At 58.3% G+C, this 15,659-nt stretch carries 13 protein-coding genes; 6 read left to right on the top strand and 7 right to left on the bottom strand.

The window, feature by feature from the left end:
* Positions 1-81: 81 nt before the first annotated feature.
* Entirely contained in the window at positions 82-678 is a 597-nt protein-coding gene (locus DX909_RS22890) for a 3-keto-disaccharide hydrolase (protein ID WP_128547557.1), read from the bottom strand.
* 181 nt (positions 679-859) lie between these two features.
* On the opposite strand from DX909_RS22890, the gene DX909_RS22885 reads away from it, so the two are divergent.
* The 5 genes from DX909_RS22885 to DX909_RS22865 all read left to right on the top strand — a co-directional run bounded on the left by DX909_RS22885 (position 860) and on the right by DX909_RS22865 (position 9,421).
* Entirely contained in the window at positions 860-1,846 is a 987-nt protein-coding gene (locus DX909_RS22885; RefSeq protein ID WP_128547556.1) for a fasciclin domain-containing protein, read from the top strand.
* A gap of 72 nt (positions 1,847-1,918) precedes the next feature.
* Positions 1,919-2,983 (top strand): MBL fold metallo-hydrolase, encoded by a 1,065-nt coding sequence (locus DX909_RS22880; protein WP_128547555.1) that lies wholly within the window; start codon positions 1,919-1,921, stop codon positions 2,981-2,983.
* Between the two features lie 168 nt (positions 2,984-3,151).
* A complete protein-coding gene (locus tag DX909_RS22875) occupies positions 3,152-3,994 on the top strand; it encodes an FKBP-type peptidyl-prolyl cis-trans isomerase (protein WP_164851376.1) in 843 nt (280 codons plus the stop codon).
* 242 nt (positions 3,995-4,236) lie between these two features.
* Positions 4,237-5,316, top strand: a complete 1,080-nt coding sequence (locus tag DX909_RS22870) for a TerC/Alx family metal homeostasis membrane protein (RefSeq protein ID WP_128547618.1) — start codon at positions 4,237-4,239, stop codon at positions 5,314-5,316.
* Between the two features lie 49 nt (positions 5,317-5,365).
* Positions 5,366-9,421 (top strand): AAA domain-containing protein, encoded by a 4,056-nt coding sequence (locus DX909_RS22865; RefSeq protein WP_128547553.1) that lies wholly within the window; start codon positions 5,366-5,368, stop codon positions 9,419-9,421.
* On the opposite strand, the gene DX909_RS22860 is transcribed toward DX909_RS22865, so the two are convergent.
* A complete protein-coding gene (locus tag DX909_RS22860; RefSeq protein ID WP_229311156.1) occupies positions 9,393-10,778 on the bottom strand; it encodes an APC family permease in 1,386 nt (461 codons plus the stop codon). The two genes, DX909_RS22865 and DX909_RS22860, sit on opposite strands and share 29 nt — an antisense overlap.
* A 65-nt stretch (positions 10,779-10,843) precedes the next feature.
* Complete coding sequence (locus DX909_RS22855; RefSeq protein ID WP_128547552.1) at positions 10,844-11,752, bottom strand: LysR family transcriptional regulator; 909 nt, start codon at positions 11,750-11,752, stop codon at positions 10,844-10,846.
* A 106-nt stretch (positions 11,753-11,858) separates the two neighbouring features.
* Here DX909_RS22855 and DX909_RS22850 point away from each other — a divergent pair, with 106 nt between their 5' ends.
* Positions 11,859-12,266 carry a hypothetical protein gene (locus DX909_RS22850; protein ID WP_128547551.1) on the top strand — a complete coding sequence of 136 codons (408 nt, stop codon included), beginning with the start codon at positions 11,859-11,861 and terminating at the stop codon, positions 12,264-12,266.
* Positions 12,267-12,357: 91 nt separating this feature from the next.
* Here DX909_RS22850 and DX909_RS22845 read toward each other — a convergent pair whose 3' ends face one another.
* The 4 genes from DX909_RS22845 to DX909_RS22830 all read right to left on the bottom strand — a co-directional run bounded on the left by DX909_RS22845 (position 12,358) and on the right by DX909_RS22830 (position 15,588).
* Positions 12,358-13,239: a hydroxypyruvate isomerase family protein gene (locus DX909_RS22845; RefSeq protein WP_128547550.1), complete on the bottom strand. Its 882-nt coding sequence runs from the start codon at positions 13,237-13,239 to the stop codon at positions 12,358-12,360.
* A gap of 112 nt (positions 13,240-13,351) precedes the next feature.
* Positions 13,352-14,014: a 3-keto-disaccharide hydrolase gene (locus DX909_RS22840; RefSeq protein WP_229311159.1), complete on the bottom strand. Its 663-nt coding sequence runs from the start codon at positions 14,012-14,014 to the stop codon at positions 13,352-13,354.
* Between the two features lie 209 nt (positions 14,015-14,223).
* Positions 14,224-14,748: a hypothetical protein gene (locus DX909_RS22835; protein WP_128547548.1), complete on the bottom strand. Its 525-nt coding sequence runs from the start codon at positions 14,746-14,748 to the stop codon at positions 14,224-14,226.
* Between the two features lie 66 nt (positions 14,749-14,814).
* Positions 14,815-15,588 carry an SDR family NAD(P)-dependent oxidoreductase gene (locus DX909_RS22830; protein WP_128547547.1) on the bottom strand — a complete coding sequence of 258 codons (774 nt, stop codon included), beginning with the start codon at positions 15,586-15,588 and terminating at the stop codon, positions 14,815-14,817.
* Between the last annotated feature and the right edge of the window lie 71 nt (positions 15,589-15,659).

Below are 15,659 nucleotides of genomic sequence, written 5' to 3'. Positions count from 1 at the left end.
CCGACGAAAGCCCGTTCAGAATCGACTAAAACCGGTTTTTCCGGAGTGAACCGGCCCGGAATCCGGATGAAAATGCGTCTCTTAGATTTCTTTCAGAACCAGGTTCCGCCAGCGGACCCGGATGCCCCCGCCGTCGTGGATCTGCAGAGCCACCGAACCGTCGCCCTTGCCGATCTTTTCATCTTTCAGGTCCACCATCGACTGGCCGTTGAGCCAGGTCTGCACGTGGTCGCCTTCGACCCGGATGCGCATCTTGTTCCACTGCTCCGCCTTGAGAAAATTTTCTTTGGCGTCCGGGATCTGAACCAGCCAGCCGCGGCCGTAGGATTCATAAATACCGCCGGTGTCATGGTTCGGCGGAGCCACCTCCACCTGCCATCCGCTGACTTTGGTACCTTCGATCGTGGAGCGGAAGAAGACCCCGCTGTTGCCGTTGGCCTCCTGTTTGAACTCCAGGGTCAGATCGAAATTTTTGTAAAACTTGTCGGTAGCCAGATAGCCGTAGCCTTTGTCGGGGCCGCTCTCGCAGATCAGTTCGCCGTTTTCGACATACCACTTTTCGGTACCGTAAATTTTCCAGCCGGTCAGATCTTTTCCGTTGAACAGCTTGACTTTCTTGGTCGGTGCAACAAAACCGAGGGCGGCCAGGAGGAGCACTGCCAGCAATGATTGTTTCATGAGTCGGGAAAAGGTTTTTTAAGGAATTGATACTATTACGGCAAATTGTTGAAGGCTTTGTTACGACTTCTTAAACAAAATCGCTGAACAGCCGTTCTTCAACTTGGCCGGGCATAAAGATAACACAACCTGAATCACGCGCCCGACTTTTTAATCTCAACAATAAACCTGTATGTATTCCATGAACAAACCGCACTTATTCCTCCTGCGGTCACGTGCGCTGACCCTTGCGGCTTTAACGGCCCTCCTTGCCTTCACCACCAGCTGTAATGACGACGATGACGACGATAACACCGCCCAGCCGGAAACCATCGCCGACTATGTGATTCGAAGCAATGACTTTACGATTCTGGAAGCAGCGGTAATCAAGGCCGGCCTGACCGACGCCCTGAAAAATCCGAATCTGACCATCTTTGCCCCGAACGATGCGGCTTTCCGGGCGGCCGGTTTCGCCGACGCAGCCGCCGTCAACGCACTGACCGCTGCTCAGCTGACCCCCATTCTTCAATACCACGTACTGCCCTCGACGGTGACCTCCTCGGCCCTGCCGTCCGGAAGCAATACCGCCGTTCAGAGCAACCTTTCGGTCAGCGGAACGGCCGTTCCGTTATATGTTACCAAAAATGCCGGCGGTGTATTTGTGAACGGTGCTAAAGTCGTCGCGGCCGATGTGGCCGTATCGAACGGCGTGATGCACGTCATCGACCAGGTGCTGATGCCGCCCCCGACGGCAAACGGCGGTGGTCTGGTCGCGGTCGTAGCCGCCGACACCAGCCTCTCGCTGCTGGCCACGGCCGCCACCCGCGTAGCCGCCGGTAACCCGGCTCTGACCGCTGTTCTGACCGGCACGTCGCCCTACACGGTTTTCGCTCCGACCAATGCCGCCTTCCGGGCCGCCGGTTTTGCCACTGCGGCCGCCATCAATGCCGCCCCCATCGCTACGCTGACGAACGTTCTGGCGAACCACGTCGTAGCCGGACGCATTTTCTCCAGCGACCTGACCAACGGTGACGTAACGGCCTACGGTACCGGCAAGCTGACCGTCAGCACGGCCAACGGCGTGACGGTCAAGAGTCCGGGCATCACCACGGCAGCCGCCGTCACTAAAGCCAACATTCTGGCGACCAACGGCGTCGTGCACAAGATCGACCGGGTGCTGTTGCCGTAAGTTGAAGAGATAAGTTGTAAGTTTGGGAGTTGATCGATTTAAAAATCGATCAACTCCCAAACTTCTTTCTTTATGCCGATTATCGTCAAGGTGCTGCTGGGTATTCTGATTATTATTGCCCTGACGGCGCTGGTCGGCGCTCTGCTGGGATATCTCTTCTCCGCTCCCTCCTACCGCGGCCCGGTCACCGACCATTTCGACGGAAAACAATTCAATAACTACAACGGCATCAATGCAAAAGGCTTCCGGGAGGTTATCACCTGGATGTTGTCCGACCGGGAGAAAAAGCCTTGGGGAGCGTTCCACGATGTGCCGCCCGGACCTGCCCCGCCGAAGCGCGTCGACGGGCGGGACCTCCGCGTGACGTTTGTCAACCATTCCACCGTTTTGCTTCAGTTCGACGGGCTCAACGTCCTGACCGACCCGGTCTGGTACGACCGCACCAGCCCCGTGCAGTGGGCCGGGCCGAAACGGAACCGGCCGCCCGGCATCCGCTTCGACGACCTGCCGAAAATCGACATCATCCTGCTCAGTCATAACCACTGGGACCACCTCGATATCGAAACCTTCCGGAACCTGTGCCGGCGCGATGAGCCGAAGGTGTACTGCCCGCTGGGGGTCCGGGCCTTTCTGGAACAAAAGGGCTGCCGTAACGTCTCCGAGATGGACTGGAGCCAGACCCTGACCTACCGACCGGGCACCGCCATTCACTGCGTTCCGGCGCAGCATTTTTCGGGCCGGGGCCTCTTCGACCGGAACGCGACCCTCTGGTGCGGCTTCGTCATCGACAGCCAGGTGGCCGGAAAGCTCTATTTCGTGGGCGATACCGGCTACGGTTCCTTTTTCAAAGCCACCGGTGAGAAATACGGTCCCATGCGGCTCTCGCTGGTTCCCATCGGCGCCTTCAGGCCGGAATGGTTCATGGCGCCCATTCACTGCTCCCCGGCCGAGGCCGTAAAGATTCATCAGGAGGTACGTTCGCAGCAGAGCGTCGCCATCCATTACGGCACCTTCCCGCTGGCCGACGACGGGGAGGACGAGCCGATCCTTCAGCTTCGCAACGCCCTATCCGCTAATCAATTACCTGACAGCGTTTTCCGCGCACTCCCGGAAGGGCAGGGGCAGATGATCCCGTAATTTTGTTGTAAATTGCAACGGTTTTCCGGGCAGAGGGGTCATTGGAGAAAAGTACGCCGGCTTACTCCGTCCGGGTGCTGAAAATCTATTTCTTAACTAAATACAATGGTAAGTAAACATCTCAATTTCGTAATTGCGTTTCTGGCTCTTATCGGACTGGCTTCCTGTATGAAAAATACGGAGGATCCCAGTGAAGGACAGGCCGCCCGGAACGAGCAGCAAATCAAGGATTATCTGACGGCCAATCAGCTTCTCGACAAGGTCACTTCAACAGGCTATGGGATGCATTACATCATTACTCCGCCGGCCGCGGCCTCCGCTCATGGAGCCACCCTCGGCGAGGAAGTGGAGTTTACGTATACCTTATCCTACATCGACGGTAATAAAGCCATAAAAATCGACAGCGCCACCGACGCCAAGCCGGTGTATCTGCCCTTCCTGAACGGTGTGGTCGTTGCGGGTCTGCAACAGGCGCTGCTGCTGATGAAGGAAGGCCAGCGCGGCACCTTCTTCATGATTTCCGATATTGCTTTCGGCAACGACACCCGCAACGGCAAGATGCCGGCCTACAGCCCGGTGATTTTCGACGTCGTGCTGAAACGCTCCCGTACCGAAGACGAGCAGCTCGAAGACTACGCTTCGATCAAGAAACTGCCGGCCTATGACTTCAAGACCAACTCCGGTATCCGCATCTACCGCCTGACCAAAGGCACCGGCCCGAAAGTACAGGCCGGCCAGACCGTGACGGTCGCCTATACAGCCAACCTGCTGCGCGGCACGACGCCCTTCGACAAGAGCGACTCGCTCGTCGTGAATCTGGCCACCGGCCAGTACATCACCGGTTTCAGCGAAGGGCTGCGGAACCTGAACGTCGGCGACAAGGCGGTATTGACCTTCCCGTCGTCGGTCGGGTACGGGATGCAGGGCAGCTACGACCAGGCCAAAGGACTGTATATCGTGCCGCCGTATTCACCGCTGGCGTTCGAGATTACGGTCAAATCGGCCAAGTAACGAATTGATTGATCCGTTCATACCGCAAAAGAGGGGCTTCGGCCCCTTTTATTTTTCCTTAAAACAAATCCTTTCCCCGGAAGTATACTGATTGGAATCAACCGGTGTAACAAGCTGTTAGGAGAATAGAGCTATATTGCGCTTTTTTAATCCGGGCGGCCGTGTCCGGATCTCCAGTTTTTCATCCACCTGATTCCTTTCGTTATAACCCGGGCATGGCCGCCCGGAAGATGTTCGCACTGATTATGAGTTACGAAACCATATTTTTCGCCTGCTTTGCGGTATTTGTCCTGCTGGTGATGGCCCTGGACCTCGGCGCTTTCACGAAGCAGAAGAGTCACGTCGTCAGTTTTAAGGAAGCCGGTATCTGGAGCGCCGTCTGGGTCGCCCTGTCCATCGCCTTCTATTTTTTCATTAAAAATTACGGGTATCTTATCCACGGCATCGTGGACATGGCGCACCTGGAGGAGGTTCGCAGCCGGTATGCTCCGCAGGTCGATCTGGTGCCGGGCAACTTCGAGCGGAGTCTGGCCATCTTCCAGAACAACATGGCGCTGGAATACATCACGGGTTATCTGGTGGAATACTCCCTCTCGGCCGACAACATTTTCGTGTTTATCATGATTTTCGCGTCGTTCGGAGTCCGGCAGAAGTTCTACAAGAAGATCCTGGTCTGGGGAATTCTCGGGGCCATCGTTCTCCGATTCATTTTCATCTTCGTGGGGTCGGCCCTGCTCCAGCGGTTCGACTGGATCATCTACCTTTTCGGCGCCTTCCTGGTCTATACGGGCGTCAACCTCTTTTTCGAGAAGGACGACGACAAGCAGATGGAGCCGAAAAATCACCCCGTCGTGAAGTTTACGGCCAAATACCTGAACGTTTACCGGCGCAATGTCATCGACCACTTCTTCGTCCGCCGGAAAACCGACGGCAAGCTGTTCGTGACGCCCCTGTTCATCGTGGTGATCGTGGTGGCCTTCACGGACCTGGTGTTCGCCGTCGACTCGATTCCGGCCATTTTCTCGATCACGAAAGACCCGTACATCGTCTTTTTCTCGAATGTGTTCGCCATCATGGGGCTGCGATCGATGTTCTTCTTCCTGTCGAGCATCATGAGCAAGTTCCGCTTCCTGAAGGTGGGGCTGGCCGTCCTGCTGACCTTCATCGGTCTGAAAATGCTGCTGCACTCCTGGCTTGAAAAGATCGGCTTCGAGACGGTTTACTCGCTGTATGTCATTCTTACCATTCTGGGCGTTAGTGTATTGGCCTCCTGGCTGATCCCGGAAAAGAAGAAGGAAAAACCGGAGGAAGTTCAGGTGTAGACGGAAACACGGGCCAACCGTGTTTCTATCTTTCCTATCTTCGCTCCCTATGCACATTTCCAGGAAAGTTCTCAAAGCGTACCTCGGCCGCCTGACCAACCTCAGCAGCCGTAACCGGTCGCTTTTGCTGACGACTCTGCCCGCCGAACAGTTTATTGACCTGCATGAACTTGATTTTCTGAACAATACGCCCTCGTTCGAGCTGGTCCGCCAGCTGATCGCCCGCCGACCGACCATTCCGCTCTGCGACGTGCTCGACCCCCGGATGGAAAAAGTGAACGAGGTGAGCCGGAAACTGCGGAAAATCGCCCGGACCGAGCGGTTTATCGAGGAGGAACGGGGAGCCGAAGACCTGTACGTCGGCTACCCGTTCTTTCGCGGCAAGCTGGCCGACGGCACGCCCCTGCACGGCCCGCTGGCCTTTTTTCCGGTGCATCTGGAGCAGCAGGGCACCCGCTGGGTGCTGGTCCGCCGGGCCGACGAGCCGATCACGCTCAACCGCAGCTTCCTGATGGCCTACGCTTACTACAACCAGGTCCGGCTGGCCGACGAGGTGCTGGAACAAACGCTGGACGAATTCGACAGGGACGCCACCGTTTTCCGGACCCAGCTGTACGAATGGCTGAAAACCAGCCCCTTAGAAATCAATTTCAATCAGGATCTCTTCACCGACCAGCTACAGTGGTTTAACCGGCTGAAGAAAACCGATCTGGACCAGCTGGAACGCAACGGCGAACTGAAGCTGTTTCCGGAAGCCGTGCTGGGCATCTTTCCCCAGGCCGGCTCCTACCTCGTACCGGATTATGAAATCCTGCTGGAAAATACCGGTAATCCGTCGGATGAAGCGGAACCCGAAGACGATCGGATGCTGCCCTTCGGGCTGTCTCCCCTGCCGGCGGGCCCGCCGGCGGTGATTCGGGAAGAGAACCTGCACACCCCGCTGCCCATCGATGCCTCGCAGGAAGAGGCCATCCGGCGTGTCAAAGCCGGGGAGTCGATGGTCGTGCAGGGGCCGCCGGGTACCGGAAAATCGCAGCTGATCGGCAACCTCATGGCCGACTTTGCCGCCCAGGGAAAAAAAGTACTGCTGGTCTGCCAGAAACGGGCTGCCCTCGACGTCGTATACGAACGGCTCCGGCAGGTGGGGATGCAGCCGTTCTCGGCCCTGGTCCACGACTTCAAGAACGACCGCAAAACGCTCTACCAACAGATTGCCGACCAGATCGAGCAGGTGGAGGAATACCGCAAACAGAATAACGGCCTCGACACGATCCTGCTGGAACGTGCCTTCGACCAGGAAAGCCGCCGGATCGATCAGACGCTGAAAGAACTTCAGAACTTCAAGGAAGCCCTCTTCGACGAAACGGAAGCGGGCGTGTCCATCAAACAGCTTTACCTGAGCAGCGACCCGGCCGCCCCTGCCGTCGACCTGACCGATGTGTACCGGCAGTTCCGTCCGGACCTGATCAACGACTTCCTGCGCCGTCTCCGGGAATATACCGCCTACGAAAACCGACTTGGCCCCGATCACCCCTGGAACGAACGCCAGGCGCCTGACCGGCCCTCCTTCGCCGGTTTTCAGCTCACCCGGCTGCCGGAGCTGAAACGGATGCTGACGGAAGCGCCCGGTTTTGTCCGTTCGGTATCGGAAGAAGCCGAGGCCCTGACCCGGCACCCCTACACCCTTACCGACTGGCAGGCCCTTCAGGAAGACGAATGGGAACTGACCACCCTGCTTGAACTACTGGAAAACCCCCGCTCCGAAACCGGACACGCGGCCGACCCCGCCCTGCCGGAACAACGCTGGCAATGGCTCCGGCGCGTGATGAAAAATCCGGCCCACCCCCTGCGCCCGACCGAACCCGCCGACTGGGAGAAGGCCGAAGAAGAATTCCGGGACTGTCTGAGTGGGTCCGGAATCGAAAAAGCCGCCCCGGTGTCGGCGCTTCCGAACCTGGCCCGGCAGATTGAAAAAGCCATCGAAACCCGCTCCTCGCTGATCGGCCGGACGCTCTGGTCCTGGTTCGGGAAGGAGAAGGCCGAACTTCAGCAGACCGCAGCCGCCAACGGCCTGCCGCTGACCGACGAAACCCTGCCCGTGCTGCTGGAAAAAGTCCGGCGCCGGATCCGGTTCGAACTGCTGCGGCAGTCGGCGGAGCAGAAAACAGGGGAGCCGGTCATGGCCGACAACGCGGTGCATACTGCCCGGCTGGCCCGGCAGACCGTCGAACTGTTCCGTCGGATGGAATCCATCTCCTGGCTAACCCGGCTGCCCGAACCGACGCTGGAAACCAGCGCGGCCTTCGACCGGACGCTGCGCCGGCTGCTGGAACTGGGTCGCAGCGTTTCCGGGCAGACCGGCCGCTGGCGCCAGTTTCTGGGCGAATCACAGATCACCCGGCTCTGGCAGGAACCGGCTTTGGCCGGGCGGTTGGCGCAGACCATCGACCGGGACATCGACCTGCTCATCGAAGCCGACCGGCTGAAAGAGAGCTTTTCCGAAGCCGAACGCACCGTGCTCGACCGCCTGAGCACCCTCACGCGGGAAACCGACGGGGCGGCCGAAGCCGAAAGCGGTTTCCTGAACAGTCTGCACCTGGCCTGGATCGAGCATATCGAGGCCCGGAAGCCGATCCTGCGGGGCGTTTCCTCCCTGAAGATCAGCCAGCTGGAAACCAGCCTGCAGGAGAGCGTCCGGAAGAAGCAGACGCTGAGCCGCGAAATCCTGCTGGTCAAACTGCGCGAGCAGACCTACCGCAACCTGGTCTATAACCGGCTGAATAACCTGACTACCTACCGCGAACTGAACCACCAGGTGACCAAAAAGCGGAATGTCTGGCCCATCCGGAAGCTTATGGAACAGCATTCGGAAGAGGTGTTTCGGCTGGTTCCATGCTGGATGGCCTCGCCCGAGTCGGTGTCGGCCATTTTCCCGATGGTGAAGGAACTGTTCGACCTCGTGATTTTCGATGAAGCCTCGCAGTGTTTCTCCGAGAACGGCATCCCGTCCATCTTCCGCGCCCGGCAGGTAGTGATTACCGGCGACAGCCGCCAGCTTCAGCCCAGCGACCTTTACCGCATCCGCTTCGAACCTGAGCCGCAGGAGGATACCCCGGCCGAACTGGAGGTGGAATCCCTGCTCGATCTGGCGACGCACTATCTGCCGCAGACGCAGCTGCGCGGCCATTACCGGAGCCGTTCCATCGACCTGATCGATTTCTCGAACCGGACTTTCTACAAAAATTCCCTGCACCTGCTGCCGGATTTCCACCAGCTGAACCGCCGGGAGCCGGCCATCCGGTATCTGAACGTCAAGGGTACCTGGGAAAACAACACCAACGATACCGAGGCCCGGGCGGTGGTCGAGCTGATCGGGGCGCTGGCGGAGGAAATGCCGGGGCGCTCCGTCGGGGTAGTGACGTTCAACTTTCCGCAGCAGCAGCTCATTCAGGAATTGCTGGAAACCCTGCCCTCGGCGAAAGCCGCGGAGCGCCCGTCGGCGGAGGAGACGCTGTTTGTCAAGAACATCGAAAACGTGCAGGGCGACGAGCGGGACGTGATCATTTTCTCGGTCGGCTACGCGCCCGACTCCCGCGGCCGGCTGTCGGCCCAGTTCGGAAGCCTGAACACCAAAGGGGGCGAAAACCGGCTGAACGTGGCCGTCACCCGCGCCCGCGAACGGGTCTACGTGGTGACCAGCATCTATCCCGAACAGATGGCCGTCGAAAATACCGCCAACGAAGGGCCGAAGACGCTGAAACGCTACCTCGAATACGCGCTGTCGGTGGCCCGGGGCGACTATCAGCCCCAGCCCCGCCGGATCGAGCGCAGCCCGGGCGGGCAGATGCTGCGGGACAAGCTGAAAGACCCGGAAGGCGGACTGGTGGAAGAACTGCCCTTTGCGGACCTGACCCGCAAAAAATACGACCAGTATGAAGGACTCGTCCTGACCGACGACGAGCTGTATTTCGAAAGTGCGCCGAAAGACGCCCACGCCTACATGCCTTTTGCGCTGCAAATGAAAAACTGGCCCTTCCGGCGGGTCTACAGCCGGGAATACTGGCGGGGGCGCGTCGCTACGACTTCGGATCAGCCAGCGGCATGACCGGCTCGTCGGCCGGCGCGAACGGCCATTGTTTCCGGATGCGGGCGGTGATCAGGAAGGCGATGACGCCCAGCATGATGACGGCCATGCCCGAGAGCATGAACGACCAGCCGGTGGAAACGAAAATGAAAGCCCAGATGGCGATGGCGATCAGAACCGGCAGCGGATAGAGCGGCATCCGGAACGGGAAGGAAACGGCTTTTTTGCGTTGATGCAGCAGGATCAGCCCCACGGCCTGCCCGATGAACTGCACCACGATCCGCATCGCCAGAATGCCCGTGATGACGTCCGAAAGCCGGAACAGCAGGCTGAATCCGAAACCCAGACCGCCCAGAAACAGCAGCGAAACGTAAGGAAACTGCCGGGTGGGATGCAGCCTGGCGAAAATCCGGAAAAACTGACCGTCGGCGGCCGCGGCATACGGCACGCGCGAATACCCGAGCAATACCGCGAAAAGGGAGGAAAAGGCCACGATCAGCACCATGAACGTCGCCACCGAAGCCGCCTGCGGGCCATACAGCCGCTCGATGACCGCGCTGACGATGAACTCGCTGTTCTGCGCTTCCTGCCACGGAATGACCCGCACCACACTCCAGTTCATCGACAGATACAGCACCGCAATTCCGACGACCGAAATGAGCATACTGACCGGAATGTTCCGCTCCGGGTTCCGGATCTCCCCGCCGAGGTGACAGACGTTGTAATAGCCGAGGTAACAGTAGATGGTTTTGACGGAAGCCGCCCCCAGACCGGCGCCCAGCAGGCCCGTCAGCGACTCCCCGGCCGGTAAACTCAGCGAGATTGGTTGCTGACCGCGGGTCAGACCGCCCCAGATGATCCAGCCCAGCGTCGCCAGCACACAGACCCAGAGCAGCAGGCTGATGTTGCCGATGGAGTCGATCTTGCGGTAAAGCAGCAGGGTGATCAGAATGACCACGCCCCCCGAAACCGCCTTGCGTTCCCAATCGCCCAGCGGCATCAGGTAGGACGCATACTGCGCAAAGCCGATGGCCCCGGAAGCCACCACCAGCGGAGCCTGAATCAGCGTCTGCCAGACGTACAGGAAAGAGAGCATCCGGCCCCAGCGCTGCTCGCCGTAAGCGATCTTCAGGAAGTTGTAACTGCCGCCCGCCAGAGGGTAAGCCGCCCCCAGTTCCGACCAGATCAGCGCGTCGATGAGCGAAATGACCGCCCCCAGAATCCAGGCCCAGATGAAATGCGGACCGCCGATCGTATGAATGACCATCGGCAGGACGACGAACGGGCCGATCCCGACCATATCGATCATATTCAGGGCGGTAGCCTGCAATAAACCCAGCCGCCGGGGCAGCGGGGCGGAATCAGGAGCGGAAGACACAGCGAGGGCAGTTAAAATGCATAGTATTCGGGAAACCGGCTTTCAGAAGGTAAAGTTCGGGCCTTTCAACTCAGGCCGGCGACTGCATAACCGTCGAGCGAGCGCATATAGCAGGCCAGTTTATCGATGAAGGCAGACGTATAGGCCGGCAATTGTCTGTTTTTCAGCGAGGCCGCATACCAGGTCCGCAGCCAGCGGTTCCGGGTGAGCGGAACGGCCGCCAGTTCCCCGGATTTCAGATAAGGGCTGATCACCCAGTTCGGCAGCACGGCCACGCCCATACCGGCCTTGACCATCTCCAGAATGGCTTCGGTCAGAGTCATTTTATAGACTTTCTGCGGACGGCGGTTTTTGAAGATCGTACTGAAGATGGTACTTTCTTCGTCCGGGATGTTGTACATGATGTAGTTCTGCCCGTCAAAGTCGGCGTATTCCACCCACGGCCGGCCGGCCCAGGCATGGTCGGGCGCCACGACGGCCATGAACTCGTCCTGAAACAGCGGGGTGTAGCTGAACTTCGGGTTCTCGTTGTCTTCCGTGATGGCGACGTCGATCTTGTTTTCCAGCAGGTGCTGCCCGGCAAAATGGGTCGCTTCGATGTCGATCCGGACATCCACCCTCGGATGCACGTCCCGGAAAGACTTCAGGAAACCCGACAGCCAGTGGTAGGACGTGTAGCATTCGGTGCAGAGCCGGACCTCGCCGGCGTCCTGGTCGGTCAGAGCCTTGACCTTCGCCCGCGTGTCGGCCACCACCTCCAGAATCTTCTCGGCGGCTTCTAGCACCACCGCGCCCGCTTCGGTCAGCAGCATCTGCTTTTTGTCCCGAATGAACAGTTGGGTGTTGAAATAGCCCTCGATTTCCTTCAACTGGTGGCTCAGGGCCGATTGGGTCAGGAACAGCCGGTCGGCGGCCCGGGTCAGGTTACCGCAGGCGGCCACCTCTCTGACCATCTGTAAATGCCGGATCTCCATGATGAATATTATTCATGATTTCGACAAAAATAATTCGCTTTTCTAATATGTCAAAAACGCGGACCTTTGAATCAAAATCAAACACCACCGCACCGGCGGAAAAATCATGAAAACGATTGCCAACCAACTACTCATCACGCTTCTGGCCGGCGTTCTGGCGCTGACTTCCCACGCCCAGGCCAATCCCAACGGAACAGACGATTCGACCGCAGCCGATGCTTTCTTTGCGGTCGGCATGGTACCGGACCTGAAAGACCGGATCAACCTGTTCGTGGATGTTTATGCGCCTAAGGTGGTCAGCATCAAGCTAAAGGACGAGCGGAACAACGTGCTGTACGAAGAATCGCTGAGCCGGAAGGAGTCGAGGTTCTGGCGTAAATTCGATCTGAAGGAACTGGGGCCGGGGAAATACCGCTTCATCATCGCGGCCGGGAAGCAGAAGGTCATCCGGCAGGTGCAAATCGCAGCCCCGCCGGTGAATGAGCCGAAACGGTATATCTCCTACATCCGGTAAGAAACCGCCCGGACAGTAAACAAACGACGGTGCCGCCGATCTGCGCTCAAGGGAAATCCCGGGCGTAAACCGGCGGCACCGTCGTTTTAAATTAAACGTCGCAGATCAGCACGCCTTCCTTTAAAGAGGTCAGCGGGTCGCGTTTCGGGATAAACTCCTGAGCCACGAAGCCTTTGTATCCGGTATCGAGGATGGCTTTCATGACGGCCGGGTAGAAGATCTCCTGCGAGTCGTCGATCTCGTTCCGGCCCGGGTTGCCGCCCGTGTGGTAGTGTCCGATGTACTGGGTGTTGGCCTTCAGGGTCCGGATGATGTCGCCCTCCATGATCTGCATATGGTAAATGTCATACAGCAGCTTGAGGTTTTCCGAGCCGACCATCTTGCAGAGTTCGGCGCCCCAGGCGGTATGGTCGCACATGTAATCCTTGTGGTCGACCTTGCTGTTGAGCAGTTCCATGATCATGGTAACGCCGTGTTTCTCGGCGCTGCTCATCAGGCGCTTCAGCCCGACGGCGCAGTTTTTCATGCCCTGTTCGTCAGACATGCCGCGCCGGTTGCCGGAGAAGCAGATCACGTTTTTGATGCCCGCGTCCTTCAGCTTCGGGAAGATGGCCTCGTAGCTGGCGACCAGTTCATCATGAAACTTCGGGTCGTTGAAGCCGTCGTTGATGCCTTTGCCGGCCCCCTGGGCCATCGAGCATTCCAGACCGTATTTCTTCAGGACGGGCCATTCGGCCGGGCCGGTCAGGTCGATGCCCTGAATGCCCATTTCCTTGGCGGCCTTGCAGAAATCCTCCAGGGGGATTTTACCGTAGCACCAGCGGCATACGGCGTGTCGGATGCGGCCTTTCAGGGCCGGGGGCGTATTTTGTTCCATAGCGTCCATACGAGCCGCAAAAGAGTCGAGGGCAGAAACGGTCAGGGCAGTGCCGGCCAGGGATTTCAGGGCCGAACGGCGGGAAGGAGAGGTCATGAAGTTAGGAATTGTTGAATGATTGAATGATTGAATGGTTGAATGTTACGCTGCCATTTTCTGCATTGCGGAGCTTCATTCAACCATTCAATCATTCAATCATCCAATTATTTTAAAGTTCTCTGATTCGAATATTCCGGTACCACACCTTGTCGCCGTGGTCCTGGAGGGCGATGTGGCCGGTGTTGTATTTACCGAAGCCTTCCCACCCCTTGAACTTGCTTTCGCTCACCATTTTATCCCATTCCGGCCCGCTCGTCGGGTATTCGACGATCTTTTTTCCGTTCAGATAATGCTCGGCTTTGCCGTTATTGACCACGATCCGCACCTTGTTCCACTCTCCGGCGGGTTTGTGGGCCGACAGGTCGGAGGGCGGCAGCATGTCGTAGAGCGAACCGGCGGTGCGGTTGTTGTTGCGGCCGGCCTTGGCATCAGGGTGGCGTTCGTTGTCGAGGACCTGCACTTCGGGGCCGGTCGCGTAGGTAGCTCGGAATTTGGGGTCTTCATGCACGTGGTACATAATCCCGCTGTTGCCGCCCTCGGAGATCTTCCATTCCAGTTCCAGTTCGAAGTTACCGTATTCCTTGTCGGTCACCAGGTCACCACCGCCCCGGCCGTCGAGTACGATGGCGCCGTCTTCAATCTTCCACTTGTCGGAAACGTTCTGATTTGGTTTCAGGTAGTTATGCCATCCGGTGAAGGATTTGCCGTCGAACAGTTTCATCCATTTGGCCTTCTTCGGTTTGAAGGCATCGGCCGACGGAGTGCCGGCCATGTTGAGCGTAAGAGCCAGCAGCGCGACGCGTGCCAGCATTTTGACAGGGATATGCATACAGAAAGAAAATAGTTGGGTTCAGTATCGCCCTCAGTCGGGGTTACAACGTAGCAATATTAGAAAACCCGGCGGGATACGCCAACTATTTTGGATAAAAAACGAGCGGCCCGCCGGGAAGGGCGGGCCGCTCGGTATGTATGGGGGATCTTCTATTCCTTGTCTTTGTCGTCATAACCTACCTTATGCGGGTCGTAGCCGGCACCCGGGTCGTCCCCTTCTTCCAGAAAAGTAGCGTCTTTCCGGACGAACAGGGCCTCGTCGGACGGGTTGTCGGGGATGCCTTCCACGCTGCTCGGCAGACCGCTGTCGACGCTTTCCGGCTGGCGGGCCGCATCCCGGCGGTCTTTGGCGATTACGTTCGGATCGACGTCCCATTCCTCGGTCGTACCGAGGCTGTCCGGGCGGCCTTCGTATTCGTGATCGACGTTATGCAGATCCTTATCGGCGCTGGTTTCACGGGCTTCGTCGCCCTGATCCTTCGGGGCAACCGAATGGAACTGACCGGCCCCGACGCCTTCGCTCGGTGCGCCGAAGTCTGAAGTGCCGTGCTGATATGGATCACGTGAGTAATATTCCGGGTCCCGCGCCTGCGGATCGAATCGTTCGTTATTCTGATCGTGTCGTTCGCTGTTCCGATCGTGATTCCCGATCACGTTTCTTTCGTTATTTTCCATTACGCTGGTGAGGTTTGTTTCAGCGTTTAACTCCAAAACCGTCCGGAGTGTTTCGGGTTAAGCCGGTTATCGCCCCATCCAGCCCCCGTCGACGGTCAGGATGGTTCCGTGAACGTAATCGGAAGCGGCTGAAGCCAGGTAGACGGCGGCCCCTTTCAAATCGTCGGCCTCTCCCCAGCGGCCGGCCGGAATGCGGGCCAGAATAGCCGGGTTACGGTCGGCATCGGCCCGCAGGGCCGCGGTATTGTCGGTGGCGATATAGCCCGGAGCAATGGCGTTGACGTTGATGCCCCGCCCCGCCCACTCGTTCGCGAGGGCTTTCGTCAGCGACCCGACGGCACCCTTGCTGGCTGCATACCCCGGCACGTTGACCCCGCCCTGAAACGTCAGCAGCGAGGCCGTAAAGATGATTTTCCGATTATAGCCGACCTCACGCGCCAGCATCTCCGCCCCGATCTCCCGGCTCAGCACGAACTGGGCATTGAGGTTGATCTCGATGATTTCGTCCCAGTATTCGTCCGGGTGTTCGGCGGCCGGTTTGCGCCGGATGTTGCCCGCATTGTTGATCAGAATATCCACGGGCGGACATTCGCTGCGGACGGTTTCGAGGAACGTATACAAGGCCGTCCGCTCCGTAAAATCGACCGGGAAAGGGTAGAATTTCCGCCCCAGCGCCGTTACGGCGGCTTCCACCTCACTGCCGGGTTCGAGAGTGGCCGACACGCCGATGATGTCGGCTCCGGCTTCGGCCAGCGCGGTCGCCATAGCCCGGCCGATGCCGCGTTTGACGCCGGTCACCAGGGCAACTTTACCCTGAAGAGAGAATAAGTCTAATATCATGAGAGTAAAATTAAGTAATATCTCACGATAAAAGAGTATATTCGACTTTCTTTACTCAATCATTTTAAAAA

Origin of the sequence: Larkinella soli (assembly GCF_003703975.1) — a bacterium.
GTDB classification, from domain to species: Bacteria; Bacteroidota; Bacteroidia; order Cytophagales; family Spirosomataceae; genus Larkinella; species Larkinella soli.
This window is presented reverse-complemented; position numbering and strand designations above follow the sequence as displayed.

What these genes read in the sequence shown, in the direction of transcription:
- DX909_RS22835 (WP_128547548.1), bottom strand. Translation starts at nt 14,748, where the DNA reads ATGGAAAATAACGAAAGAAACGTGATCGGGAATCACGATCGGAACAGC.
- DX909_RS22840 (WP_229311159.1), bottom strand. Translation starts at nt 14,014, where the DNA reads ATGGCCGGCACTCCGTCGGCCGATGCCTTCAAACCGAAGAAGGCCAAA.
- DX909_RS22845 (WP_128547550.1), bottom strand. Translation starts at nt 13,239, where the DNA reads ATGACCTCTCCTTCCCGCCGTTCGGCCCTGAAATCCCTGGCCGGCACT.
- DX909_RS22880 (WP_128547555.1), top strand. Translation starts at nt 1,919, where the DNA reads ATGCCGATTATCGTCAAGGTGCTGCTGGGTATTCTGATTATTATTGCC.
- DX909_RS22865 (WP_128547553.1), top strand. Translation starts at nt 5,366, where the DNA reads ATGCACATTTCCAGGAAAGTTCTCAAAGCGTACCTCGGCCGCCTGACC.
- DX909_RS22875 (WP_164851376.1), top strand. Translation starts at nt 3,152, where the DNA reads ATGAAAAATACGGAGGATCCCAGTGAAGGACAGGCCGCCCGGAACGAG.
- DX909_RS22855 (WP_128547552.1), bottom strand. Translation starts at nt 11,752, where the DNA reads ATGGAGATCCGGCATTTACAGATGGTCAGAGAGGTGGCCGCCTGCGGT.
- DX909_RS22890 (WP_128547557.1), bottom strand. Translation starts at nt 678, where the DNA reads ATGAAACAATCATTGCTGGCAGTGCTCCTCCTGGCCGCCCTCGGTTTT.
- DX909_RS22830 (WP_128547547.1), bottom strand. Translation starts at nt 15,588, where the DNA reads ATGATATTAGACTTATTCTCTCTTCAGGGTAAAGTTGCCCTGGTGACC.
- DX909_RS22885 (WP_128547556.1), top strand. Translation starts at nt 860, where the DNA reads ATGAACAAACCGCACTTATTCCTCCTGCGGTCACGTGCGCTGACCCTT.
- DX909_RS22850 (WP_128547551.1), top strand. Translation starts at nt 11,859, where the DNA reads ATGAAAACGATTGCCAACCAACTACTCATCACGCTTCTGGCCGGCGTT.